The sequence below is a fragment of the Bacillus sp. jun7 genome (genome assembly GCF_051034795.1).
In the GTDB taxonomy this organism is placed as follows: domain Bacteria; phylum Bacillota; class Bacilli; order Bacillales; family Bacillaceae; genus Bacillus; species Bacillus velezensis.
The window spans coordinates 3,648,055-3,672,135 of record NZ_CP093219.1 but is presented as its reverse complement, the minus strand read 5'-3'; the positions used below and the strand labels follow the sequence as shown (position 1 = coordinate 3,672,135).

Below are 24,081 nucleotides of genomic sequence, written 5' to 3'. Positions count from 1 at the left end.
CTAGTAAGGCAGCAGCAGGTCTTCCATAGAGGAATCTGTCCGTTTATCGGCAAAATACGCATGAAGCACTTCATTTTCATCGAGCTGGCTGAGCTTTTCTCCGGCTTTTTCAATGATAATGGGGTGCTTGCATCCCCGTTTGAATTCGGCCATGACATGCTTTACTTTGGCATCGGCCGCGACCGTCAAAGGATGCAGCATGGCGACATCGCGGTTTTTGCCGTAGTATCTCTCCAAAAGAAACCTCAGCTGAATATAATGCCGCTTCCGGTATTCATCCCATAAAGAAGCGGCGAGAAAGACGAACAGCACCCATGCGCTGACCTGAAGGGGGACGGCCAGCACAATCCAGCAGCAGAGCAAAAGAGCGGCAACGGCCGATGTCTGCAGGCTGAGGAGATGCGCTTTTTGAAAAGCCATTTGTTTAGAGAAGTATAAAAACACGAACTTGCCGCCGTCAAGCGGCCAGATCGGCAAAAGATTGATGAAAAGAATGGAGAGATTATAAAAGGTAAACATCTCAAATGTCTGCTCACTTGCAAAGCCTGACATGAAAAAGAGCCAGGCTGCCGCCTGAAGCCACACATGCTGAAGCGGGCCCGCCAAAATGACCGCGAATTCCTCTTTTAGCGGCCGGTTTCCGTGCTCCTCCACCTCAACCGTCCCGCCGAAAGGGAGCAGAAAGATGCGTTTAATGCGCCACGAAAAAAACACAGCCAGAGCAGCATGCCCCAGCTCATGAACGGATACGACCAGCAAAAGACACAGCAGCGCTTTGATGTGCCCCGTCATAAGACCGAGCCCCATGATAATCCAAAGAAAAGGATGGACATGAATTTTAAAAAGGAGGATGAGCCATTTATTCATCAAATGTGATCACCTGGATCGGATCTATGAATTTATCGCCATCCTGGATCGCGAAATAGTACTGGCCTTTACTTTTATCGTTGAGCTTGATCGAACCGATCTTTTTCCCTTTATCGACAAAATCGTACAATGAAACGTTAACATCTTTCAGCCGGCCGTAAATGCTGCTTGTATTGTCGGCGTGCTGCACCTTCACCGTCAGCCCTGTTTTTTTATCTTTGCTCACTTCCATAATGTAGCCTTCTTTTACGCTGTCAATGGCTTCACTGGCGGTTTCGACGACGACGCCCTCTCCGTTATTTTGAAAGTCCTGCTGGATTTTCCCCGCGGCAGGAACGGCCATATCCTGACTGACCGCCACCTGACCGTCCTTCTTTTTCGTTCCCGGCGTAAGAAAAGCGAGCGGGTTTCCGAAGGAAGATACGAACCAATTGCTTACGGCAGCAAACTGAAATTCCTTTTGAAAGGTTTGTGCGATTGCCGGTTTGATCTGACTCAGCGGCTGTTTGTCAGTTTTATAGGCAATAGCGGAGATCAGTACGAGACAGGCGGCCAGCAGGCATTTTAAAATAATAGAATGAGCGCTGATCAATGGATGCCGCCCGTTAAATTCGGGCGGGTGTTCCGTTTGATATTCGTAGTCCGGAAGAAGCTTGTGCTTTTCCTGCTCCTTGACCGTCTGCCACGCGGGAAAATTCTGCGTTTGAGCGTTTTGAACGAAAGTCCGTTTTGCTTCAGGCCGCTGTTTTCTTCTTTTGGCCAGTCTTTTTCTAATTTCATCAGCTCTGTGACTCATCGCCATCATCCTTTGCAATCGTTGGGTTTGTACATCCTATGTCTTGTCCATTGCAAATATGCGCTCTTACAAAACAAAAAAGACCTGATAAGCTGGGCTTCATCAGATCTTTGTATTCTGGTATATATTATGAACGCACGCCGAAAAATGACTTGATTTTCGCCATCATCCCTTTTTGCTGCTCTTCAAGCACCTGCAAAGGAACGGATTCTCCTAAAATGCGCCGGGCGATATTGCGGTACGCAATGCTGGCGCGGTTTTTGGAATTCATGGCAATCGGTTCGCCGATATTTGAAGCCCTGATCACTTCATCATCGTCAGCAACGATTCCGAGGAGATCAATAGACAGATGATGAACAACTTCATCCACATCCATCGTGTCACCGTTTTTCACCAGGTGATTTCTGATACGGTTCACGATAAGGCGCGGCGGTTCGATATCTTCCTGCTCCAAAAGTCCGATAATGCGGTCAGCGTCCCGCACCGCTGATATTTCCGGCGTCGTCACAACAATCGCCTTATCAGCTCCGGAGACGGCATTTTTATAGCCTTGTTCAATTCCGGCCGGACAATCAATAATGACATAATCAAATTCCTGCTTAAGCTCCTGCACAAGCGATTTGATCTGCTCAGGGACAACAGCCGTCTTGTCGCTTGTCTGGGCAGCCGGCATTAAATGAAGCAGATCATCAAAACGTTTGTCTTTGACAAGCGCCTGATGCGTCTTGCATCTGCCTTCAATTACATCTACTAAGTCGTAAATAATTCTGTTTTCAAGACCCATTACGACATCAAGGTTGCGCAGTCCGATATCTGTGTCTACCAAACAGACGCGCTTCCCTAAAATGGCTAAGGCGGTACCGAGGTTTGCAGATGTTGTTGTTTTACCTACTCCGCCTTTTCCCGAAGTTATTACGATAGCCTCACCCAATTTCACATTCCTCCCTCAAGCCTTGTTAGATCAGGTCTTAAATGAGCCAATTGCTGAAGGCGTTCAATGACCATATTTCCGTCAGTATCTAAATAAGCACATTCCATGTCGTTCCCTTTTTGAATGTGGTCTGGGGAGCGATTTAACACGTGATTGATCCTCAATTGTGTCGGCATCATTTCGGATGCGGCGATCACAGCCCGGTTATTTCCGTTATAACCCGCGTGGGCAATCCCTTTTAATGAACCGAGAACAAATATATTTCCTCCGGCTCTGATCGTACCGCCGGGATTCACATCTCCGATTAAAAGCAAATCTCCCGTCACGTGAAGCACCTGGCCCGAACGGACGATTTTGGAAACCGAAACAATTTCCTGCTCCTCTTTCATCCGCTGCGCTTCTTCTTTGGCGATGACTTCACTGTCAATTGAATGCACGACTAAATCTTTCTTTGACGCGATCAGATCAGTCAGCTGCTCTGCCTGTTCCTGATACAGATACCGATGCCCGAGTTTAATATGAACACTGATTTTTTGGCCTTTGCCATCAGTATATTGTTCAATCGACAGCATGTTTTGAAGACCATCGAGAAGCTCATCAAAAGAACACGCATCATCCAGATGCAATGTTAAGCCGTTTTTTGTTCCTTTTATTGTTACATATTGCTGCTTTTTGGTCTTCATCAATGTTCACCTCAACAACATACTCTTTTCGTCAAAAAAAGATAAAATCCTTTTTACTCATCTCTTAATTCTTTCTTCAGACTTATATAAAACAGCCTAAAGGGCAGGACTAATATAACGGCTCCCGCGATATTCAGCAAAGCGGTCGGCAAGAACCGCTGAATGACAAAATCGTTAAACGTCATAGTGCCGCTGCGGATTAACGTCTGAATGCCGTAGACGTAAAATTCAAGCACACATACGCTCAGCACCGCGACCAGAATAACCATCAGGGCGTTTGTCTGCAGCACTTTAAACGCTTTGGCCGCCAGATAGCATAATCCGGCAAAACCAAACATATAAACGCCTAAAACACCCGTATAATTGATGTCATAAAGAAATCCGAAAATGAAACCGTAGATCACCGCATGCTTTTGGTTGATATAAGCCGACATAAAAATCAGCGCAAGCAAAAGAAAATGCGGAACGACCTGCTGCTCGACGGAAACGAAAGGAAAACGCACCAGATCCGTATAGATGCTTTCAGCACAAAAGACCAAAATCATAATCAAAGGGAGAAGGAAACGTTTCACGATCCTTCCTCCCCTGTTGCTACGCTTCGGTTCACGACGATGACATGGTCAAGATCGTACAAGTCAGCAGCCGGTTTCACGTAAGCGATTTTCGTCAGGCCGTAAGCATCTGATTCTACATCGGTCACTTCGCCGACCGTCAGCCCTTGAGGAAATACGCCGCCCGTTCCGGAGGTCTCCACGAGGTCGCCTTTTTTCACTTCACGTTTTTCATCCGGTTCAAGGATGGTCATTTTCAGGGTCTGTTTCTTTTTATCATACCCTTCAATTAAACCGTAGCCTTTGCTTCCCTTTTTGCCGGAGATTTTGGTGGCAACTCTGTTATTGCGGTCAACATCGCTCAGCAGCTGAACGGCGGATGTGAAACTGTTGAGTCCGCTGCTTTTGATCTTCCCGACCAGCGCACCCTTTTCGTTCGTGACAGCCATGTCTTTGGCCACTTTGTGCTTCGTTCCCTTATTGATCATGATCTGCTTGTACCATTGATCAGGGTTTCTGGCGATAACGGTCGCTAAAATCGGATCATAGTCGGAAATTGATTTGACATGCCCGAGTTCATCACGCAGCTTCTTGTTTTCATCTTTGAGTTCTTGGAGCTTCGCTTCATATTGTGTCTGTCCGTCCAGCTTTTGTCTTAAGCGTTCGTTTTCTTTGTACGTGTTTTTCAGGTCTTTTATGTCCCCGAAGAACCCTGCAAAATATTCGGCAGGCGTGTGAAAAATGTTTTGAAATACTCCCGTCGTATCACCGATCAGCTTTTCAGGCCAGGTGGTATTACGGCCGTTCTTCAGCGAGAATCCAATCATAGCCACCAATATGATAATACACAGAAGTAATAGCATTAACCGTTTGTTCGGCATCGTGATACACCTCTTCTATTTAACTCCTGATTATCTTGTTTTTCCTTTGAAAAGATGGATGTGCTCCAGTGCTTTTCCAGTGCCGATCGCAACACAATCCAGCGGATCTTCAGCGATAAGAACAGGCATTTTCGTTTCGTCGCTGATGACTTTGTCGAGATTGCGGAGCAGGGCGCCTCCCCCTGTTAATACAATACCTCTGTCCATAATGTCAGCGGCCAGCTCAGGCGGTGTTTTTTCAAGCGTGCTCTTCACCGCATCAACGATTGAGAGAACTGTATCACGCAGTGCATTTGCAATTTCCGTTCCCGTGATTTCGATCGTTTTCGGCAGACCTGTCAGAAGATCGCGGCCGCGGATTTCCATTGACGCATTTTCTTCACCGGTTTCTGCTGAACCGATTTCCATTTTAATGGCTTCCGCCGTACGGTCACCGATCATCAGATTATATGTTTTTCTGATATAGCTGATGATTGAGTCGTCCATTTCGTCACCGGCTACGCGGATTGACTGAGACGTGACAATGCCGCCTAAAGAAATGATCGCCACTTCAGTTGTTCCGCCGCCGATATCAACGACCATGCTGCCCGTCGGCTCCCATACCGGAAGATTCGCGCCGATTGCTGCCGCAAACGGTTCTTCAATCGGATAAGCGTCACGTGCGCCCGCTTGTCTTGTCGCGTCGATGACCGCCCGTTCTTCAACGGCCGTAATACCTGACGGCACACACACCATAACGTACGGCTTTCTCGCAAACAATCCTTTATTTTTCACAGCCTGATTAATGTAGTATTTCATCATTGTCGCAGTTGTTTCATAGTCAGCGATAACGCCGTCTTTCATCGGACGGAGCGCAACCACGTTGCCCGGAGTTCTTCCGATCATGTTTTTCGCATCGTTACCGACCGCAACGATTGACTTCGTATCCGTTTGCAGAGCAACGACAGACGGCTCTCTCACTACGATTCCTTTACCTTTAACAAACACAAGCGTATTCGCGGTTCCCAAATCTATACCAAGGTCTCTTGTACCAATTCCGAACATATGTATGTATCTTCCTTTCTTAAAGCAAAAATACCCTAAAGGGAAAAACTCATAAAATCTATTATATCTTAAATCAACGAAAAAAAAAGTGTTACAAATATCCTTTTTCCTTTAAACTCACAAATTTTTTATCACCAATGACCAAATGATCCAGCAGCTCGATGCCGATTAAATTTCCGCACTCAAAAAGCCGCCTGGTTACCTCTATATCTTCCCTGCTCGGTGTAGGATCTCCTGAAGGATGATTATGAACGCAAATGAAGGACGCGGCGGATCGTTTGAAAGCTTCTTTAAACACCTCCCGCGGGTGGACAATAGATGAATTCAGACTTCCGATAAAAACGGTGCGTTTATGAATGACTTGATTTTTGGTATTTAAATATAAACAGACAAAATGCTCCTGGGATAAAAAGCGCATATCCTCCATCACATACTTCGCCCCGTCTTCCGGAGAGCGGATGACGCAATGCTCCCCGGCGGATGTCTTATGAATGCGGCTCCCCAGCTCAATTGCGGCAAGAATCTGAACGGCTTTCACCGTGCCGATTCCCGGAATGCTGGAAAGCTCCTGGGCAGAGGCGCCTTTTAACAGGCGCAGCCCGTCAAACGTCCGCAGCAGCCGGTGAGCGAGGTTCATGACGGACTCATGTTTCGTTCCCGTCCGCAGCAGGATGGCGAGCAATTCATTGTTAGAGAGATGTTCGGCTCCGAAGTGCAGAAGCCGCTCTCTCGGTTTTTCTTTTTCGGGGAAATCTCTTAATTTTAACGGCAGATCACGGATGATCAACCCCTCCTTGTTCCCCTTCCCGGTTTGAACATCAAGCTTTTATATTAAATTCTTTCAAGGCTCTCATTGTTTTAGCGACAGGAAGCCCGACGACAGAATAAAAATCACCGTCTATTTTTTTCACTAAAAGCGCGCCTTTTCCTTGGATGCCGTATGCACCTGCTTTATCCATCGGTTCTTTTGTTTCAATGTAGAGCTGTATGTCGTCTTCACTGAGCGGCCAAAACGTCACTTCCGTCGTGTCACAGAATGTTTCTTTCCGGTCATGCGTCTGAATGCTGACCGCCGTAATGACTTGATGGCTTCGGCCGGAAAGCCTCCGCAGCATCTGTGCCGCTTCTTCCCTGTCACGCGGTTTGCCGAGGCACTCGCCGTCTATGCACACCATCGTGTCAGCCCCGATAACGACTGCATCGGGATTTTCGGCCAATACAGCACCGGCTTTTTGCTCGGCCAAACATTGGACGTTTTCTTCCGGCGAAAGGTTTCGATTTAATTTTTCTTCTGTGCGGCTCGCAATAATGCTGTAAGGAATCTGAAGAAGATTAAGGAGTTCTTTTCTTCGCGGAGATTGTGATGCGAGTATTAAGCGTTTTGTCATGGTTGTCATCCTTTCAGGGTTTGCTTAAGAAAAAAAGATACTTGTCTATCCTACCAAATCAAACGGGCAACCACAATTTCAGAAAAATAACTTTTTGATGACAAAATAAAAAATCCCGCCGGATGACGGGAAATGAGATACTATTTTACAACACTTAAAAGCTCTTTTTGGGCTTTCCAGCCGGATTCTGCCCCCGACGTTTCCAGCTCTTTCAGCGCTTGAAGCACGGCCTCTTTCTGCTTTTTGTCAGCGGCGTCTGCGCCGTCTGCCGCTTTTGCCGCTTCAGCCACTTCCGTTTTTGAAAGATCTTTGCCGGTAATCGCTTTGGCGGAGAGCTCAGATGCCTGTTTAAAAGAGTCTTCCAGCCCTGAATCGACCGCAAAGCTGAGCTCTTTTCCGCCCCAAGCCTCAAAATCATGGTCTATCAGTGTCTGACCCAATTGCTGTGATAAGCTTTTTTCCGCTGCAAGCCCGGCGATCACGTATGTGTATCCGTCTTCTTTTGCCAGAGAGACGGCCGAGTATCCTTTTTCAGTCAGCTGGTCAACAAGCGTTTGCGCTCCTTTTTCTGATGAAAATTTTCCGGCCTGCACCGCATATGTTTTATAGTTTCCCACTGAAGATTCCGCATCTCCTGTGCCGGCTGTTTCAGATTTGTCTTTAGAAACATCTCCCGCTTTCACCGTCTGCCCTTGTGAACCTTTGTCAGCTGATGCCGGAGCGGAGGCTTCTTTACTTCCCGACATATTTAAGGCGACAAGGCCGAGCCCGGTGCCTAAAACAGCCGCAACGGCAATTGTCGTGACCGCTTTTTTAACTGGAGAAGACGGCTGCTTTTTTTTCGGAAAATGAGGGCCTGTTTTTTTCTTCTGGTATGGCGGAACGACTTTCGGGTCATCTTCAAATACCTCAGAATTCTTCTCATGATCCCAATTGAAATCTTCTTCTTTCGGATCTTCATGGGAAGCGGCGGTCTCCTGTTCCGCCTTTTTTGTTTCTTCCCAATTGGAAAATGTGACGGTCTTCTCCCCGCCTTCATTCACATCTTCTTGTCCATACATCGTTTCTTCTTGTCCGTTAATGGTTACTTTAAGGGCATTGTTTTTAGCTTTGCTGTGCTTTTTGCTCTTCCTTTTTTTCAACGTCTCTTCCCCCTTGCATTCGTCTTGGCCGTACCTTGAACTGATCATGGTTCACACTTTAGCATAGGCGAAAAAAAAAAGAACAAGACTTTTGTCGTCTTGTCCAAAAAACGTTCGCCAAATTTTTCAAGCTCCGCCTGAAGCGAGCTTGATGTAAAACGAAAACAGCTCATCACCGTATAAATAACTCAAAGCGCTCCCGGCTGAGATGGCCGGCGCAAACGGAAATGGCTGCTTTTTACCAAGCCTGCCCCGGGCTGCGGCGCACATACCGTATACGGCTCCGATCATAACGGAAAGAAAGAATGCAATGAGCACGAGCTTCACGCCGAGCGTCAGGCCGATCACCCCAAACAGTTTCACATCACCTGCGCCGATGCCTCCTTTACTGACAAACATGATAAAAACAAGCAGAGCAAATCCGCAAACAGCTCCGGCAAACCCCGCATACCATGAATCCAGCGGAGAAAACATACGGCCGGCGATGAAAAGCGGAAGAAAAAACAGCAGAACCTTGTCAGGAATCAGCATATATTGCAGATCCGTCACAGTAACAATCATCAGCAGAGACAGAAATAACAGCGCGGTTAGCAGCTCTTTTGAGAAACCGAAATGGATACCGGCAGCCGTGAATAAACATGCCGTCCAGCATTCCGCTGCCGGATACATCACTGACAGCTTCGCACGGCAGTTTCTGCACCTTCCTCTTTGCAGGATATAGGAAACAACGGGCACAAGCTCCCCCCAGGAGAGCGGCAAGCCGCAGAACGAACAGGATGAACGCGGCGAAATAACCGAGATTCGAAGCGGAATACGGCATGCGACTGTATAAAAAAAAGAACCGAAAATCAGACCGAGAACAAACAGAATGAAAAGCATTCAGACCACACCTTTTCTATCAATCTGGCTCAGATTGTAGCATAGAAAAATATCATGCCTGAAATGGCTGAAAATGTGTTTTCCTCATAAAAACACCCGGCAAAACCGTAAAATGGCTTGCCGGGTGTTCCAGGGGCTGTCAGATCAGCCGCTTTCTCATTTCTGAAATAAAATATAAGGAGCCGGTAATGATGATGACATCATCCGCCCCGTCTTTTTGTTCTATCCATTCTTTCACACTGTCCGGGTTCTCATCGAAGCTCTTAGACGCATGACTGCTTGCATTGTAAAGAGCTTCGGCGCTTGAAGCACGCGGAAAGTCAAATGATACAAAGTGAATGGAATCTGCTTCGGTTTCAAGCTTTTTAATCATTTCCTGATACGGTTTGTCTTTTAATGCGCTGAATACGACATGGACGTTTTTATCGGCAAAGCGCTGCCTGATCGTTTCTGTCAGCGTTTCAACGCCCTCTTCGTTATGCGCGCCGTCCGCAAACACTAAAGGGCGGCTTTGAAGACGTTCAAACCGGCCCGGCCAGGAAGCTTTTTTCAGGCCGTTTCGCATCGCTTCTTCTGAAATGACTGCGGCTTCCAGGCGATTCAGCCATTCAGCGGCCAATATCGCCAATGCCGCATTCTGCCTTTGGTGAATGCCGATCAGCGACGTTTGAATGTCTTCATAGCATTTCGTTTCTGTTTCCAGCGAAAAGCTTTCGCCGGACGGAAGCGCCGCTTCATTAAACAGTCTGCACGTTTTATAAAGTGACTGATACGGAGCCTGCTTTTTTTCGGCTTCCGCTTCAATAACGCCGAGTGCTTCCGGCTGATTGACACCCGTAATGACCGGAATGGAATTTTTAATGATACCGGCTTTCTGCCCGGCGATCTCCTCGATGGTATTGCCTAAAATGGCCATATGGTCATGTCCGATACTTGTAATGACCGACAGAAGCGGTTTCACAATATTGGTTGAATCAAATGTGCCGCCGAGCCCCGCTTCAAAAATAACAAAATCGATATCAGCCCGCTTCGCAAAATATAAAAATGCACACGCTGTAATGATTTCAAATTCTGTCACCGTTCCGGCATCAGTCTTATCGAGCTCATCAACTATCGGTTTTATGTCATTAACGAGCGTTCTCCATTCCTCATCGGTAATCGGCGTGCCGTTGACGCTGATACGCTCATTAAACATAATCATGTAAGGCGATGTGAACGTGCCGACCGTATAACCGGCTTCTTGAAGCACGGAACGGATAAAAGAGACGGTTGATCCTTTGCCGTTTGTGCCCGCCACATGAATGGCGCGAATGTTCTTTTCCGGGTGTTCCAGTTTTTCCATCAGCTTTTCCATACGGAGAAGGCCCGGCTTAACGCCGAACTTGAGTCTGCCGTGAATCCAACTGATCGCTTCTTTGTACGTATTAAACAATGAAATCCCCTCTTTTATACGACAAGGCGGTTTCTTAGGAAACCGCCCCGCTGTTTTATCAGCCTTTCAGCTCTGCAATCCGCTGCCGGACAGCTTCGCGTTTTGCCGTGTAGTCTTTCTCTTTTTCGCGTTCTTCTTCAATGACATGCTCAGGAGCTTTTTTAATGAATCCTTCGTTGCCGAGTTTTTTCTGAACGCGTTCGACTTCTTTTGTCAGCTTGTCGAATTCTTTTTGCAGACGGGCGATCTCCTCATCAATGTTAATCAGCCCTTCAAGCGGCAGAATGACTTCCGCTCCGGTGACGACCGCTGTCATCGCCTTGTCTGCCGCAGTGATATCCGTCCCGATTTTCAGCGTGCTCGGATTCGTGAAGCGTTCAACGTAAGAACGGTTCTTCTCAAGGCGGCCGGCAATGTCTTCGGTAGATGTTTTAATGTAAAGTTCAACCTGCTTGCTCATCGGCGTGTTGACTTCGCTCCGGATATTGCGGACAGAACGGATTAATTCAACGAGCAGTTTCATATCCGCCGCTGCCTCTTTATCCGTATGTTCCGGCACCGGAACCGGCCAAGAGCTGATCGTGATTGACTCGCCTTCATGAGGAAGGTGCTGCCAGATTTCTTCCGTTAAGAATGGCATAAACGGGTGAAGAAGACGCATCGTCTGGTCAAGCACGTATGCCAGAACAGACCGGGTTGTTTTCTTCGCCGCTTCATCTTCCCCGTACAGCGGAAGCTTCGCCATTTCGATATACCAGTCGCACACATCGTCCCAGATAAAGTTGTACAGGTGGCGTCCGACTTCACCGAATTCATAACGATCCGCAAGCTGTGTCACGTCTTCTATCGTTTCATTCAGTCTTGTGAGGATCCACTTATCAGCAACTGATTTTTCACCGGACAGATCAAGCTCGTCATACGTCATGCCGTCCATGTTCATTAATGCAAAACGGGAGGCGTTCCAAATTTTATTTGCGAAGTTCCATGTGGATTCCACTTTTTCATAGCTGAAACGGAGATCCTGTCCCGGTGAACTTCCGGTTGCCAGGAAATAGCGCAGGGAATCCGCTCCGTACTTGTCGATGACATCCATCGGGTCCACGCCGTTCCCAAGGGATTTACTCATTTTTCTGCCCTGCTCGTCACGGATTAAGCCGTGAATCAGCACGTCTTTGAACGGACGCTCGCCGGTAAACTCAAGACCTTGGAAAATCATCCGGGATACCCAGAAGAAAATGATGTCATATCCCGTTACAAGAACATCGGTTGAGTAATAACGCTTAAAGTCTTCAGCGTTTTCATCAGGCCAGCCCATTGTAGAAAACGGCCAAAGCGCGGAGCTGAACCATGTATCAAGCACGTCTGAATCCTGTTCCCAATTTTCGCTGTCCTCAGGCGCTTCAAGGCCGACGTACACTTCTTTTGTTTCTTTATGATACCAAGCCGGGATGCGGTGGCCCCACCACAGCTGACGGGAAATACACCAATCACGGATATTTTCCATCCAGTGCAGGTACGTTTTCTCGAACCGGTCAGGAACGAAGTGAACCTTCTCTTCTTTTGCCTGAAGGTCAACCGCAGCATCGGCCAGCGGCTGCATTTTGACAAACCATTGTGTGGACAGGTACGGCTCAACAACGGCGCCGCTTCTTTCACTGTGGCCGACAGAATGCATATGGTCTTCGATTTTAAAGAGAACACCGGATTCCTGAAGATCTTTGACGAGTTTTTTGCGGCATTCAAACCGGTCCATGCCGTTATATTGCAGCGCTTTTTCATTCATTGTTCCGTCTTCATTCATGACGAGAATCCGCTCTAAATTGTGGCGGTTTCCGAGTTCAAAGTCATTCGGGTCATGGGCAGGCGTGATTTTAACAGCGCCTGATCCGAATTCCATATCAACATAATCATCGCCGACGATCGGAATTTCGCGGTTTGTAATCGGCAGAATCACCGTTTTGCCGATTAAGTGTTTGTAGCGCTCATCTTCAGGATGAACCGCGACAGCCGTGTCGCCAAGCATCGTTTCCGGACGGGTGGTCGCGATTTCAATTGAGCCTGAACCGTCTGCTAACGTGTAGCGCAAATGATAAAACGCGCCCTGTACGTCTTTGTAAATCACTTCAATATCGGATAAAGCCGTTTTTGTGGCAGGGTCCCAGTTGATGATATATTCGCCTCTGTAAATCAAGCCTTTCTCGTACAGCTTGACGAATACTTCACGCACGGCTTTGTTCAGCCCTTCATCAAGAGTAAAACGTTCGCGTGAATAATCGAGTCCGAGTCCCATCTTGGCCCATTGGCTGCGGATGAAATCAGCATACTCTTCTTTCCACTTCCACGTTTCTTCTAAAAACTTTTCACGGCCGAGGTCATAACGGCTTGTGCCCTGTTCGCGGAGTTTCGCTTCGACTTTTGCCTGAGTGGCGATGCCGGCGTGATCCATGCCCGGAAGCCAGAGCACGTCATAGCCCTGCATGCGTTTCATACGCGTAACGATATCTTGCAGCGTCGTATCCCACGCATGTCCGAGGTGCAGCCTGCCCGTCACGTTCGGCGGCGGAATGACGACAGAATACGGCTGTTTCGTTTGATCGCTGCCCGCTTCAAAATATTTTCCTTTCAGCCAAAAATCATAGCGGCCTTTTTCAATCGCAGACGGATCATATTTTGTCGGCATTGTTTGTTCGTTTGTATCCATGATAACCCTCCAGCATGTTTAGAAATGGCTGAGCAACTAAAAAAGAGCCTTCATCCTGATAAAGGACGAAAAGCTCTTTCGCGGTACCACCTTTTTTCATGAACAGATTTGTTCATGCACTTAAACGGATAACGGGTGCGGCCCGAATTTCTCTACTGTATGTTCAAGAAATTATGCTCCCGGGCGACCTTCCAATGAGACGGCATAAGAAGCCTTTCAGCACAGTAGCTTCTCTCTCTTCATGCGTCTTTCTTGTACTCTTCCCGTTCAAAGCAGGTGTATTTATATCAGCTCATGATCTTATTTATTATGTTCTTTATTATAGTAAAAGTGTTTTTGATTCGTCAATCATCTTTTCCAAAAACCGCTGCCGTCATACATAAATGGGCATGCACCCCGCCCTTTCCCTTACATACGATACATAGAAAGGCGAATGTGAGGAGGAATTGCCCGTGAGAAAAAAATTCAATTCTTATTCGCTCCCCCAGTGGGCCAGACAGGTCCGCCTTGTATCCGTGCAAGTCATTATCCCGATTACGATCTTTCAGGGGATCAGGACGATTTTCTTCCCGACGACTTTTGATGTCCTGCTGCTTGCCATCCTGCTGTTTTTAGCGTGCGCCCTGCATTTGGAATGGATATAAAAAACGAGTCCCGTTATGAAGAGGACTCGTTTTCCGCTTTTATTTTTTTCTCCCGCTCAATCTGATGAACCTTCATGAGAAAAGGCTCAACATTTTTCATCTGCCAAAACGCTCTTAATAATTGCGTGCACTCTTCTTTTTCAGAGCCCCTTTGGCCGGTCTGATACCGTTTCAGCACTTTGTACATGGCGGACGGATAAGCCATATAGCTGAGAAACAGGCTGATTTCCGCTTCACGGAGCGGGAATGATTTGTGATACGTATAAAACCAGTCCAGACACTCCGGGCATGCTTTCGGATAGCTTCTGAACATTCTGGAGTAAAAGCCGAGCAGGTCGTTTTGCGGAGGGCCCAGCGCAGCTTTCTCGAAATTCGTGAAAAAGCCCGATCCCGCATCATTATACAGAAAGTGGCGGCTCGATAAGCTGCCGTGGTTGATCACCGCTCTCGTCTTGTCATGGTCCTTTGCCGCCTCAAACCATTCTTCCAGACGTTCCAGAGCAAAATTGACGGCGGAAACCGTTTCTGTAAGATACGTAACAGCCTGCAGTTCAAAAGGTGAAAGGTACCACTCTTTTTCCGCCCGGTCGGCGAATTGTTCATAGACAAGCTTATCATTTTCCCAATCTCTTTTCGTTGCTTCATAAAAGCCGCTGATATCTTCAGTCCGGATTTGGATGTCCCGCACAGTCGCGGAATGGAGCTTCGCGACCTCTTTAAAAAGGTAAACATGTTTTTGATCCCGTTCCTCTTCCTGATCGTACTGAAGCCAAGGCATTAAATAATAAGAATTCTCCGTCTGTCTTCCCGCAAAAAAATCGCCGGCATACGTGCGGCAGATCGGCACAAATGATCGGTAGCCCTTCTCCTCAATCTCAATCATAAGATCCGTAAATTCACTGCTGCGGGCCGGCTTGAGCTGTTTCAAAGCAAAAATGCCGTAGTTTGAGTAGACCTTCCAAACATGCGGGCTGACAGGCTCAATATACTCTGCCGCCAGCCCGTATTCCTGAAGCACTGATTGGACTGCTTCCATTCCATTCACCACATTTTTACGGCCTCTTTGTGCTTACGCATGGCTGTTATTATATTCAGGTATATACAGAAGCTGACCTTCTTCAAGCTCGTCATCAAACGATAAAGCATTCGTTCTGATGAGCTGCTGGGATGTTATGTCATATCGTTCACACACCCGGTCGATAGTATCTTGCTGCTGTACGATACAAATTTTCATTCTTGAAAACTTTTCTTCTTCCCTTGTAAATAATTTTGTCAAGTAATGAGAGTTGTCATTTTCCTTCTGCTCGGTTCCCGGTGCCGCTTCTTTATTCTTTCTTTCAGACTTAAGCGGCTCAGGCGGTTCAGCTTGCGCCGGCTCCTCAGGCGGCAGTTTGGAAAACTGAAAAGACAAATCGAGAGGCTTCCCGGTTTCCTCCTCCGGCTGCGCCATCTTCCTTACCTCAATTTCAAACCCTTCTTCATCATGAGCCTCTTCTTCAAGCAGCTTAGGAGCGCTGTAAAACTCCTCTTCCTGCCGTTCCGGAACGAACTCGCGATAAACGGGCGCCTGCTCTTCTTGAAAAACCGCAGGCTCATCTTCGTCTTCTGCCGCCTCATGATCACTCTGACGGAGAAGCGGCTCGGCCTCTGGCTGTTCTTCTTTTTGAAGGAAGGGCTGTTCCGCAATTTTTGGTTTTTCCGCATGCGGAGTCAGAGTGAACGCAGGGAAAACCGGCTCGTTATCATCTTTTGACTCTTCCTGCACTTCTGCTGAATCATCCTCAAATACAGGTTCATTCCTCACAGCCGACATGATTGCAGGCTCCTCAGCTTCTTCCGGCTCTTCTTCGTGTTGAAAGGAAACGGGAGGAGGAGGCTCAGTAAAGGAAACAGGTTTCGGCACCTCTTCCTGCTCCCTCAGAATCGGGGCAGTCTCCGGCTCTTCTTCTTCCTGCTCCCTCAAAATCGGGGCAGTCTCCGGCTCTTCTTCTTCCCGCTCCCTCAAAATCGGGGCTGCTTCCTGCTCTTCTTCCCGCTCCCTCAAAATCGGGGCTGTTTCCTGCTCTTCTTCTTCCCGCTCCCTCAGAATCGGGGCTGCTTCCTGCTCTTCTTCCTGCTCACTCAAAATCGGGGCTGTTTCCTGCTCTTCTTCTTCCCGCTCCCTCAGAATCGGGGCTGCTTCCTGCTCTTCTTCCCGCTCCCTCAGAATCGGGGCTGCTTCCTGCTCTTCTTCTTCCCGCTCCCTCAGAATCGGGGCTGCTTCCTGCTCTTCTTCTTCCCGCTCCCTCAGAATCGGGGCTGCTTCCTGCTCTTCTTCCTCCCGCTCCCTCAGAATCGGGGCTGCTTCCTGCTTTTCTTCTTCCTGCTCTCTCAGAAGCGGGGCTGTTTCCTGCTCTTCTTCCTGCTCCCTCAGAAGCGGGGCTGTTTCCTGCTCTTCTTCCTCCTGCCTGAGTAAAGGCGGGATTTCTTCCTCGTTCTTCTCTGTTTCTTGTGCTGCTTCTTCTGATACAGTCAAAGGTATTTCAGGCTCATGGCGTATCATTAATTCTGGTTCATTTTCGTCCTCAGAATGATGTCCGGCAAGATTGATCATTTCTTCTCTGGCAAATTCAGGCGCCACGTACAAAGGGATCTCCGGCTCTTTCGGCTCGGATTCCTCAAGCAGCCCTTCAATTGCCAAATCAGCTTGAATGGTTAAGATCCTTGAATCCGTCAGCTGATAATCAAAGGCATCAATAAATACGAAAACATCATTGAGGTGGCTCACTTTATTTTTCGGAATCGTGATGTCCACCGGGAAACAATGAATGAGCTCGGCCGTGCCATCCTCCCTCGCCCTCACTTCCTCTACATGCCTCAGCTCCCTATCAAGCTCTTCAAAATGACTGCTGTGATCTATGTTGTACTCGCCAGTAAGTTCTAATGATCCTTTAATTGAGACATAATCATTTACTTCCTGCACCCTGATGTCAGGGTCTAATGAAATCGAAAGTAATTCAGAAACTTCCTGTCCTTTTTGGAAACAGATTGATTCTTCAACAGAAAATTGCAATCGGTGATTATGCGGCAAGTTCATATCCTCCTTTCATCTAATCCATACAATTAGATGTCACTAAAGGTGTATGCCGCAATCCGGGAAAATATGATAATGGAGGCATTGAAAAAAGCCGATACAAGTCTTGCTTGCATCGGCTTTTCGGTATCAGCGGCTGATCGCCTGGAACACTTTCTCAGCGGCTTGAATGGTATTTTCAATATCCTCCATTGTATGCGCAGTGGAGAGAAACAATCCTTCAAATTGAGACGGCGGCAGAAATACGCCTGCGTCGGCCATCCCTTTATAATACTTGGCGAACAGCTTTAAATCAGAAGATTTGGCTGCTTCATAGTTAATGACAGGCTCATTTGTGAAAAAGAAGCCGATCATTGACCCCGCCCGGTTAAACGTGTGCGGAATGCCATGTGCTGCAGCTGCTTTTGAAATGCCTTCTTCAAGCATATCGCCTTTTTTCACAAATTCTTGGTAAGATTCAGGTGTGAGCTGCTGTAACGTCTCAAGTCCCGCTGTCATGGCAAGCGGATTTCCCGACAATGTTCCCGCCTGGTAGATCGGACCGCTCGGCGCGATTCGTTCCATAATGTCAGCTTTTCCGCCATACGCACCGACAGGAAGACCGCCGCCGATGACTTTGCCGAGACACGTTAAGTCAGGCGTCACGCCGAAATACCCTTGCGCGCAGTTATAATCCACGCGAAAACCGGTCATGACCTCATCAAAAATGAGCAGCGCGCCATACTGTTCCGTAATGTCGCGAAGTCCTTGTAAAAAGCCTTCCTGCGGCGGAACAACGCCCATATTGCCTGCTACCGGTTCAACAATGACCCCGGCAATATCTTCACCGTACTCCCGGAATGCGAGTGCAACGCTTTCCAAGTCGTTGTATGGAACGGTAATCGTATTCATTGCTATTCCTTCCGGCACGCCCGGGCTGTCCGGCAGCCCGAGTGTCGCCACTCCGGATCCCGCTTTGATCAGCAGCGAATCACCATGGCCGTGGTAACAGCCTTCAAATTTCAAAATTTTGTTGCGGCCGGTGTATCCTCTTGCCAGACGCAGGGCGCTCATTGTCGCCTCTGTGCCGGAGCTGACCATCCGCACGATTTCAACAGACGGCACACGGTCAATGACCAATTTGGCCAGTTCGTTTTCCACTTCAGTGGATGCCCCGAAACTTGTCCCGTTCTCGGCTACTTTTTTCAGGCTTTCAACGACCCGGTCGTTCGTGTGACCCAAAATGAGCGGCCCCCAGCTCAGGACGTAGTCGATATATTCATTGCCGTCAATATCAAAAATTTTCGATCCTTTTCCGCGCTGCATAAAGATCGGGTCCATATCAACTGATTTAAACGCGCGCACCGGGCTGTTCACTCCGCCCGGCATCAGTTTCTGCGCTTCTTTAAAAGCGGCTTTTGATTTTTCATAGCTTCTCATCTGCCTCAGCTCCCGTCAAATGAAATCGTTACTCAGCAAGCCATTTTGCTGCGTCTTTTGCATGATACGTCATAATCAGATCGGCTCCTGCACGTTTCATGCCCGTTAAAATTTCCAGCACCATTTCTTTTTCTTTAATCCAGCCGTTTTGGGCTGCCGCTTTCACCATGGAATACTCCCCGCTCACATTATATGCGACCAGCGGCAGGTGATGGCGGTTTTTCACATCACGCATAATATCTAAGTATGACATAGACGGTTTGACGATTAAAAAGTCAGCGCCTTCTGCCGCGTCTGATTCAGCCTCACGTAGCGCTTCCAGGCGGTTGGCCGGATCCATCTGATATGTTTTTCGGTCACCGAACTGCGGCGTGCTGTCAGCCGCGTCGCGGAACGGACCGTAAAATTCACTTGAATATTTCACGGCATAAGACATGATCGGAACATTCGTGAATCCTTCTTTGTCGAGCGCTTCCCTGATCACTGTGACAAAACCGTCCATCATATTTGAAGGAGCGATGATGTCAGCGCCGGCTTTAGCCTGGCTGACGGCTGTCTGCGCCAGCAGTTCAAGCGACTCGTCATTCAGGATTACTCCGTCTTTCACGACGCCGCAATGGCCGTGATCCGTGTATTCACAAAGACATGTATCAGCGATGACGATCATTTCAGGATAATGCTTTTTAATCTCAGCAATCCCTTTCTGCACAATGCCGTGGTCGTGAAAAGCCTGGGTTCCGCAGGCGTCTTTTTCTTCCGGCACGCCGAAAACGATGACCGACTTAATGCCGAGCGATATCAGCTCAGCCATTTCATCCTTTAACAAATCGAGTGATACATGATAAACCCCCGGCATGGAAGGAACTTCTTTTTTTCCTTCGAGTCCTTCAACGACAAATAACGGGTAAATAAAATCTGAAGGGTGAAGACGTGTTTCTTTTACTAAATCTCTCATCGCAGCGTTCGCGCGCAAACGGCGGTGTCTGTTAAATGTTTGATTCATCATTATCTATCCTTTCCCGACATGCTGCACATGACGTCCAGCATGCCTTCAATCGTGTAGGTGTCAGGCACATGGGATGAGATCCCGTATTCCAAGAGCGCTTTCTCTGTCAAAGGGCCGATGCTGATATAGCTCGCACCGCTGTTTTCCCACGCTTTTTCTCCGTCTCCGACCGCATGCATAAACGTATGCACCGCCGATGAGCTGGTAAACGTAATAAAATCAAAATGAGAGCGGGATGCAGCCCGTCTCAGCTCGTCCATGCCTTTTTCATCCTGAATGGTATTGTATAACACCCATTCCCTTATTTGATAGCCAAGCGGCTCAAGCTCCGCTTTTATGACATCGCGTGATAAATTGCCCTTTATCACTGAAATGGGTTCGGCAGCTGATGCGTGCCGTTTTAAAGTATCAGCCAGACATTCCGCCACATACTCGTCAGGCATCGCATCCGTCCGGGCTCCCCGCTCTTTCAGGGCGCGCGCTGTCTTTTCACCGACGGCTGCGATTTTTTTCCGTCCCGAAAGCGCAAGGCCGTGCTGATCAAGGTAGGAAAAAAAGAACCGGACACCGTTTACGCTTGTAAACACAAGCCAGCCCGGTTCAGAAAGGTCTTCCCGCAGACTGTCCGCACATTCATCCGGGAGCGCTTCCTGAAAAGCGATCAGAGAGGCGGAAACAGCCGTTCCGCCGAGCGCCTCCACTTTTTTTCGGAACGGTGCTGCCTGTCTTTTGTTCCGGGTGACGAGCACGGTCTTTCCTTGTAAAGGAAGGTCAATTGCCATCCTGATCGAGCTCCTGTTTCACGCTGTCGATTAGTGCTTTGGCTCCTTTTTCAGACATCATCGCCGCACAGCGTTTCCCGATTTCTTCCGGATCATGTCCCGCCGCTGTTTCTTTATAAATCGTCTTTCCGTCCGGAGACGCGACAAGACCGACCAATTCAACCTCATCCCGGTCATTGACGGACGCATACCCGGCTATCGGCACTTGGCAGCCGCCTTCCATCGCGTGTAAGAAAGCCCGTTCGGCTGCCACCGTGCGCTGCGTATACTCATCGGTAAATTGCGCAAACAGCTTCAAAAGCTCCTCATCCGACTCTCTGCATTCAATGGCAAGAGCGCCTTGGCCGACCGCAGGCAGACAGCGGTCCGGTTCGAGGAATTCAGATACGACATCATCTTTCCAGCCCATTCTCGAAAGCCCCGCAGCCGCTAAAATAATAGCATCGTAATCTTCCGTTTCAAGCTTTTGAAGTCTCGTATCGATATTGCCTCTGATCCACTTAATTGTAAGGTCAGGGCGTTCAGCAAGAATCTGGGCGCTTCTTCTTAAACTGCTGGTGCCGATGATGCCCCCTTCTTTTATGCCGTCCAGCTTTTGATGCCCTTTTGAAATGAGCGCATCACGCGGATCCTCACGTTTCGGTATGCAGCCTATGACAAGACCCTCAGGCAAAACGGCGGGCATGTCTTTCATGCTGTGAACCGCCATATCAATCTCCTGATGCAGCAGCGCCTGTTCAATCTCTTTGACAAACAAACCTTTGCCGCCCACTTTTGACAGTGTAACATCGAGGATGCGGTCGCCTTTTGTGACAATCTCCCGGATTTCAAAGTCATAGGAAGGATTCAATTCCTTCAGTTTGTTAATCACCCATTTTGTCTGGGTCATAGCCAGTTTGCTCCGTCTGGAACCTACCTTAATCGTTCTCATTTTCTTTCCTCCCGAATCTGTTTGGGCGCGTGCGTTAACTGAACCAATGGAATTGTGACAGGCTTCCGAGCAGGAAGTAATTAATCATCAGCACGAGAAAACATGCTGAATTCCATAACGCCGCCACTTTTCCCTGCAGTTCCTTAATCATTCTGATATATAAATAGTAGCTGTATAAAAGCAGCACAATAAACGAGCCGAGCACTTTTGAATCAAACCAGTACAGCGTTTCTAGCGACACATACGCCCAGATCACGCCTAATATCAGGCTCAACAGCAGCATCGGAACCCCGATGACATTTAAAACGTAAGCCATATAATCAAGTTTTGACAAATCTTCAATTCTCAACAGCCATTTTCCCCATTTTTTCTTCTTTAATAAAGAATATTGAAACTGATAAAGAAGCGAAAAGACAAAAGAAAGGGAAAAAGCGCCGTAAGACAGAATCGCCATTGTAATATGAATGACCAAAAGCTCTGAGACCAGCTGGCCGGAAAAGGCGGCCGAATGCTGATCCGTCGGTGAAAACGTATGGATCGCAATCATCGAGAAACCGATGACATTCGTGAAAAACACGATAAAATCAACCCGAAGAATCTGCGTGACCACAAGTGAAAGCGTGACAAGCACCCACGCATAAAAGTAAAGGGCCTCTGTAATATTCAAGACCGGAAATCTGCCCGTCTGCCACATGAAATAAGAAAGATAGACGGTTTGCAGAGTCCAGACAATAGAAAGCAACCAGAAGGCTATTTTTCCAGCCTTCCGGTTGTGTTGAAGAAAATCTATAAAGTAAAAAAGGACGCTTACTGCATAAATAACAATTGTCGCTTCATTAAGTCTTGCCATTGCTGTATCAATCATACAGCCCTCACTCACTTACAAGCGGACGTAAGCCCGTTTTTGCTTCTGCCTTTTGAAACGAATGAACCGTCTGGCGGTTATCCAGGCTTTTGTCCAGCTGGCGGCCGGCCTCTTCCTCAATATCGAAAATCTGCATAAACAGCTTCAGCTTTTCATCTGAATCCGCTTCAGCCGCAAGCTCTTTCGCTTTCAGAATCGGGTCGCGCAGCATTTGGTTAATGATGCTTTTCGTATGTTTGCTGAGAAGTTTTTTCTCTCTTACCGTCAGATGAGGCAGCTTGCGCTCAATGCTCTGCATCGTATCGGACTGGATGGACAGCGCCTTTTCACGCAGCGCCGAAATGACCGGCACGACCCCGAGCGTATTAAGCCACTGCTTAAACTCAACAATTGCCGCTTCAATAAACAGCTCGACTTTTTCAGCGGTTTCGCGGCGTTCTTGTAAGTTGGCTTCAACGATTCCTTCAAGGTCATCAATATCGTACAGAAAAACACCTTCAAGATCGTTCAGCGCCGGATCGAGGTCTCTCGGCACAGCGATATCCACCATAAATAACGGACGGCCTTTACGCTGTCTGCCCGCTCTCTCCATCATTTCTTTAGACACGACGAAATCACTTGCGCCTGTCGAACTGATTAAAATATCAGCTTCAGCAAGTGCATGTTCAAGCTGGTTTAAGCTGCGCGCTTCTCCGGAGAAACGGTCAGCAAGCGCTTTTGCCTTCAAAAACGTTCTGTTGATGACCGTTACTTTGCCGATACCCTGACCGTGCAGGTTTTCTGCGGCGAGCTCGCCCATTTTTCCCGCACCGAGAATCAAAATGTGCTTATTTGACAATGAGCCGAAGATTTTTTTCGCGAGTTCAACGGCGGCGTAACTGACGGAAACGGCATTGGCGCCGATATCGGTTTCGGCATGCGTGCGTTTGCCGACGGTCACCGCCTGTTTAAACAGCTCATTGAAAATGGTGCCGATCGTCTTTTCTGCCTGCGCCGTTTTAAAGCTCGAGCGGACCTGGCCGAGTATTTGCGTCTCTCCGATGACCATGGAATCCAAACCGCACGCCACACGGAATAAATGCTCGATCGCCGCGTCGCTCTCATAAAATTTCAGAAACGGAGACAGCTCTTCTTTCGGCAGCGAGAACCATTCGGATAAAAATGTCTTTATATAATAACGGCCGGTATGAAGCTGGTCGACCACCGCATATATTTCGGTGCGGTTGCAGGTTGACACGATAATGTTTTCAAGAACGCTTTTTTCTTCTTTTAAACGGAGCATCGCTTCTGCAAGCTCATCCGGCTGAAAACTTATTTTTTCGCGTATTTCAATAGGGGCGGATTTATAATCTACTCCCACAACAAGAATATGCATCGCTTTCATGCACCCCCGTACATCGCAATTTATTTATAATCATTCTAACATAGAATTTATTATTTATAATAATTATAACATAGTTTCTTCGGGAAAATGTGAACAGATTTCAAAAATGTTATGCTATAGTATAAAAAGCTCGTTTCCACTGTAATCATCATACTAAAAATCCTTTACTGCGGGTAGGTGACAGGATGAAAAAAACATCAATTTTATTACCGGGACTTCTGCTTGCCGCTTCATTATTCGCATGGCTTCAGAGCGGACAGGTTCACCTGTTTGCGAATCAGGGGGAATGGCCGGTGCTCCTTATGCTCTTGGGGGCCGTGCTCTTGTATCAGGGCAAAAGGGAAGCGGCCGGGCCTCACGTCCTGATCGGCATGCTTCTTTTCGGCATAGGTTTACACTTTTTCGCCAAACCTGAGCTCTCATGGTGGCCGGGAGATTTTGAAATGATTCTCTTCGTCTTCGGATTCTCCTTATTTGCGGCAGCCAGAAAAGAATATGTATACGAAGCGGCTGCCATGATTGGTTTTTCCCTCTTTTTATACTTCTTTAAACAAATTACGGCGTGGCTGGAGTCCGTCCATATTCCGACGGAACACTTCAAAACATACTGGCCGTATGTTTTCATCGGAATCAGCCTTTTATTATTATTTATCAAGCGGAACAAAACTATACGATAAAACCC

Annotated in this window: 23 protein-coding genes and 1 other annotated feature; of the genes, 2 read left to right on the top strand and 21 right to left on the bottom strand. The window is 47.8% G+C overall.

Translation table 11 applies throughout. The features are described from left to right. From MJQ52_RS18210 to MJQ52_RS18150, 13 genes are all read right to left on the bottom strand, one after another. The gene (locus MJQ52_RS18210; protein ID WP_191073197.1) at positions 1-867 is read right to left on the bottom strand and encodes a M50 family metallopeptidase; all 867 of its coding nucleotides are present in this window, start codon (positions 865-867) and stop codon (positions 1-3) included. Further along, complete coding sequence (locus MJQ52_RS18205) at positions 860-1,663, bottom strand: M23 family metallopeptidase (RefSeq protein WP_003152657.1); 804 nt, start codon at positions 1,661-1,663, stop codon at positions 860-862. The genes MJQ52_RS18210 and MJQ52_RS18205 overlap by 8 nt, the downstream gene beginning before the upstream one ends. 127 nt (positions 1,664-1,790) lie before the next feature. Next, positions 1,791-2,594 (bottom strand): septum site-determining protein MinD, encoded by an 804-nt coding sequence (gene minD / locus MJQ52_RS18200; RefSeq protein ID WP_003152655.1) that lies wholly within the window; start codon positions 2,592-2,594, stop codon positions 1,791-1,793. A 2-nt stretch (positions 2,595-2,596) separates the two neighbouring features. Beyond that, on the bottom strand, positions 2,597-3,277 hold the full coding sequence (minC, locus tag MJQ52_RS18195; protein WP_003152653.1) for a septum site-determining protein MinC: 681 nt from the start codon (positions 3,275-3,277) through the stop codon (positions 2,597-2,599). Positions 3,278-3,330: 53 nt separating this feature from the next. Continuing rightward, on the bottom strand, positions 3,331-3,849 hold the full coding sequence (gene mreD, locus MJQ52_RS18190) for a rod shape-determining protein MreD (RefSeq protein WP_003152650.1): 519 nt from the start codon (positions 3,847-3,849) through the stop codon (positions 3,331-3,333). After that, positions 3,846-4,709: a rod shape-determining protein MreC gene (mreC, locus tag MJQ52_RS18185; RefSeq protein WP_003152649.1), complete on the bottom strand. Its 864-nt coding sequence runs from the start codon at positions 4,707-4,709 to the stop codon at positions 3,846-3,848. The genes mreD and mreC overlap by 4 nt, the downstream gene beginning before the upstream one ends. A 30-nt stretch (positions 4,710-4,739) precedes the next feature. Further along, positions 4,740-5,753: a cell shape-determining protein MreB gene (gene mreB / locus MJQ52_RS18180; RefSeq protein WP_003152647.1), complete on the bottom strand. Its 1,014-nt coding sequence runs from the start codon at positions 5,751-5,753 to the stop codon at positions 4,740-4,742. Positions 5,754-5,844: 91 nt separating this feature from the next. After that, positions 5,845-6,540, bottom strand: coding sequence for a RadC family protein (gene radC / locus MJQ52_RS18175; RefSeq protein ID WP_007408165.1), 696 nt, complete (start codon positions 6,538-6,540; stop codon positions 5,845-5,847). A 31-nt stretch (positions 6,541-6,571) separates the two neighbouring features. Next, positions 6,572-7,141 carry a Maf family protein gene (locus MJQ52_RS18170; RefSeq protein ID WP_070082167.1) on the bottom strand — a complete coding sequence of 190 codons (570 nt, stop codon included), beginning with the start codon at positions 7,139-7,141 and terminating at the stop codon, positions 6,572-6,574. A gap of 140 nt (positions 7,142-7,281) precedes the next feature. Further along, positions 7,282-8,283: an SPOR domain-containing protein gene (locus MJQ52_RS18165; RefSeq protein WP_146277259.1), complete on the bottom strand. Its 1,002-nt coding sequence runs from the start codon at positions 8,281-8,283 to the stop codon at positions 7,282-7,284. Positions 8,284-8,409: 126 nt separating this feature from the next. Further along, positions 8,410-9,162 (bottom strand): prepilin peptidase, encoded by a 753-nt coding sequence (locus MJQ52_RS18160; RefSeq protein ID WP_094247691.1) that lies wholly within the window; start codon positions 9,160-9,162, stop codon positions 8,410-8,412. Between the two features lie 139 nt (positions 9,163-9,301). Then, complete coding sequence (locus tag MJQ52_RS18155; RefSeq protein WP_094247690.1) at positions 9,302-10,594, bottom strand: bifunctional folylpolyglutamate synthase/dihydrofolate synthase; 1,293 nt, start codon at positions 10,592-10,594, stop codon at positions 9,302-9,304. Positions 10,595-10,652: 58 nt separating this feature from the next. After that, positions 10,653-13,295, bottom strand: coding sequence for a valine--tRNA ligase (locus tag MJQ52_RS18150; protein ID WP_434181844.1), 2,643 nt, complete (start codon positions 13,293-13,295; stop codon positions 10,653-10,655). 58 nt (positions 13,296-13,353) lie between these two features. After that, positions 13,354-13,575: a binding site (T-box leader), on the bottom strand. A 172-nt stretch (positions 13,576-13,747) separates the two neighbouring features. Here MJQ52_RS18150 and MJQ52_RS18145 point away from each other — a divergent pair. Beyond that, positions 13,748-13,939, top strand: a complete 192-nt coding sequence (locus MJQ52_RS18145) for a hypothetical protein (RefSeq protein ID WP_003152639.1) — start codon at positions 13,748-13,750, stop codon at positions 13,937-13,939. Between the two features lie 13 nt (positions 13,940-13,952). On the opposite strand, the gene ysxE is transcribed toward MJQ52_RS18145, so the two are convergent. From ysxE to hemA, 8 genes are all read right to left on the bottom strand, one after another. Beyond that, the gene (gene ysxE / locus MJQ52_RS18140) at positions 13,953-14,975 is read right to left on the bottom strand and encodes a spore coat protein YsxE (protein ID WP_029973368.1); all 1,023 of its coding nucleotides are present in this window, start codon (positions 14,973-14,975) and stop codon (positions 13,953-13,955) included. A gap of 33 nt (positions 14,976-15,008) precedes the next feature. Continuing rightward, the gene (locus MJQ52_RS18135; protein ID WP_434181843.1) at positions 15,009-17,009 is read right to left on the bottom strand and encodes a LysM peptidoglycan-binding domain-containing protein; all 2,001 of its coding nucleotides are present in this window, start codon (positions 17,007-17,009) and stop codon (positions 15,009-15,011) included. A gap of 132 nt (positions 17,010-17,141) precedes the next feature. Next, complete coding sequence (gene hemL, locus MJQ52_RS18130) at positions 17,142-18,431, bottom strand: glutamate-1-semialdehyde 2,1-aminomutase (protein ID WP_003152633.1); 1,290 nt, start codon at positions 18,429-18,431, stop codon at positions 17,142-17,144. 28 nt (positions 18,432-18,459) lie between these two features. Further along, complete coding sequence (gene hemB / locus MJQ52_RS18125; protein WP_094247687.1) at positions 18,460-19,434, bottom strand: porphobilinogen synthase; 975 nt, start codon at positions 19,432-19,434, stop codon at positions 18,460-18,462. Between the two features lie 2 nt (positions 19,435-19,436). Next, entirely contained in the window at positions 19,437-20,219 is a 783-nt protein-coding gene (locus MJQ52_RS18120; protein ID WP_077722657.1) for a uroporphyrinogen-III synthase, read from the bottom strand. Then, complete coding sequence (hemC, locus tag MJQ52_RS18115) at positions 20,209-21,150, bottom strand: hydroxymethylbilane synthase (RefSeq protein WP_077722658.1); 942 nt, start codon at positions 21,148-21,150, stop codon at positions 20,209-20,211. The genes MJQ52_RS18120 and hemC overlap by 11 nt, the downstream gene beginning before the upstream one ends. A 34-nt stretch (positions 21,151-21,184) precedes the next feature. Continuing rightward, positions 21,185-22,015 (bottom strand): cytochrome c biogenesis protein, encoded by an 831-nt coding sequence (locus MJQ52_RS18110; protein WP_003152629.1) that lies wholly within the window; start codon positions 22,013-22,015, stop codon positions 21,185-21,187. A gap of 7 nt (positions 22,016-22,022) precedes the next feature. Continuing rightward, a complete protein-coding gene (hemA, locus tag MJQ52_RS18105) occupies positions 22,023-23,390 on the bottom strand; it encodes a glutamyl-tRNA reductase (protein ID WP_003152628.1) in 1,368 nt (455 codons plus the stop codon). A gap of 194 nt (positions 23,391-23,584) precedes the next feature. On the opposite strand from hemA, the gene MJQ52_RS18100 reads away from it, so the two are divergent. Continuing rightward, positions 23,585-24,076: a hypothetical protein gene (locus tag MJQ52_RS18100; protein WP_094247686.1), complete on the top strand. Its 492-nt coding sequence runs from the start codon at positions 23,585-23,587 to the stop codon at positions 24,074-24,076. Positions 24,077-24,081 lie beyond the last annotated feature (5 nt).

Bases quoted from the DNA above. Each gene is read 5' to 3' on its own strand.
- MJQ52_RS18210 (WP_191073197.1), bottom strand. From the start codon at position 867: ATGAATAAATGGCTCATCCTCCTTTTTAAAATTCATGTCCATCCTTTT.
- MJQ52_RS18205 (WP_003152657.1), bottom strand. From the start codon at position 1,663: ATGAGTCACAGAGCTGATGAAATTAGAAAAAGACTGGCCAAAAGAAGA.
- minC (WP_003152653.1), bottom strand. From the start codon at position 3,277: ATGAAGACCAAAAAGCAGCAATATGTAACAATAAAAGGAACAAAAAAC.
- mreC (WP_003152649.1), bottom strand. From the start codon at position 4,709: ATGCCGAACAAACGGTTAATGCTATTACTTCTGTGTATTATCATATTG.
- mreB (WP_003152647.1), bottom strand. From the start codon at position 5,753: ATGTTCGGAATTGGTACAAGAGACCTTGGTATAGATTTGGGAACCGCG.
- MJQ52_RS18170 (WP_070082167.1), bottom strand. From the start codon at position 7,141: ATGACAAAACGCTTAATACTCGCATCACAATCTCCGCGAAGAAAAGAA.
- MJQ52_RS18160 (WP_094247691.1), bottom strand. From the start codon at position 9,162: ATGCTTTTCATTCTGTTTGTTCTCGGTCTGATTTTCGGTTCTTTTTTT.
- MJQ52_RS18150 (WP_434181844.1), bottom strand. From the start codon at position 13,295: ATGGATACAAACGAACAAACAATGCCGACAAAATATGATCCGTCTGCG.
- ysxE (WP_029973368.1), bottom strand. From the start codon at position 14,975: ATGGAAGCAGTCCAATCAGTGCTTCAGGAATACGGGCTGGCGGCAGAG.
- hemL (WP_003152633.1), bottom strand. From the start codon at position 18,431: ATGAGAAGCTATGAAAAATCAAAAGCCGCTTTTAAAGAAGCGCAGAAA.
- hemB (WP_094247687.1), bottom strand. From the start codon at position 19,434: ATGAATCAAACATTTAACAGACACCGCCGTTTGCGCGCGAACGCTGCG.
- MJQ52_RS18120 (WP_077722657.1), bottom strand. From the start codon at position 20,219: ATGGCAATTGACCTTCCTTTACAAGGAAAGACCGTGCTCGTCACCCGG.
- hemC (WP_077722658.1), bottom strand. From the start codon at position 21,150: ATGAGAACGATTAAGGTAGGTTCCAGACGGAGCAAACTGGCTATGACC.
- MJQ52_RS18110 (WP_003152629.1), bottom strand. From the start codon at position 22,015: ATGATTGATACAGCAATGGCAAGACTTAATGAAGCGACAATTGTTATT.
- hemA (WP_003152628.1), bottom strand. From the start codon at position 23,390: ATGCATATTCTTGTTGTGGGAGTAGATTATAAATCCGCCCCTATTGAA.
- MJQ52_RS18100 (WP_094247686.1), top strand. From the start codon at position 23,585: ATGAAAAAAACATCAATTTTATTACCGGGACTTCTGCTTGCCGCTTCA.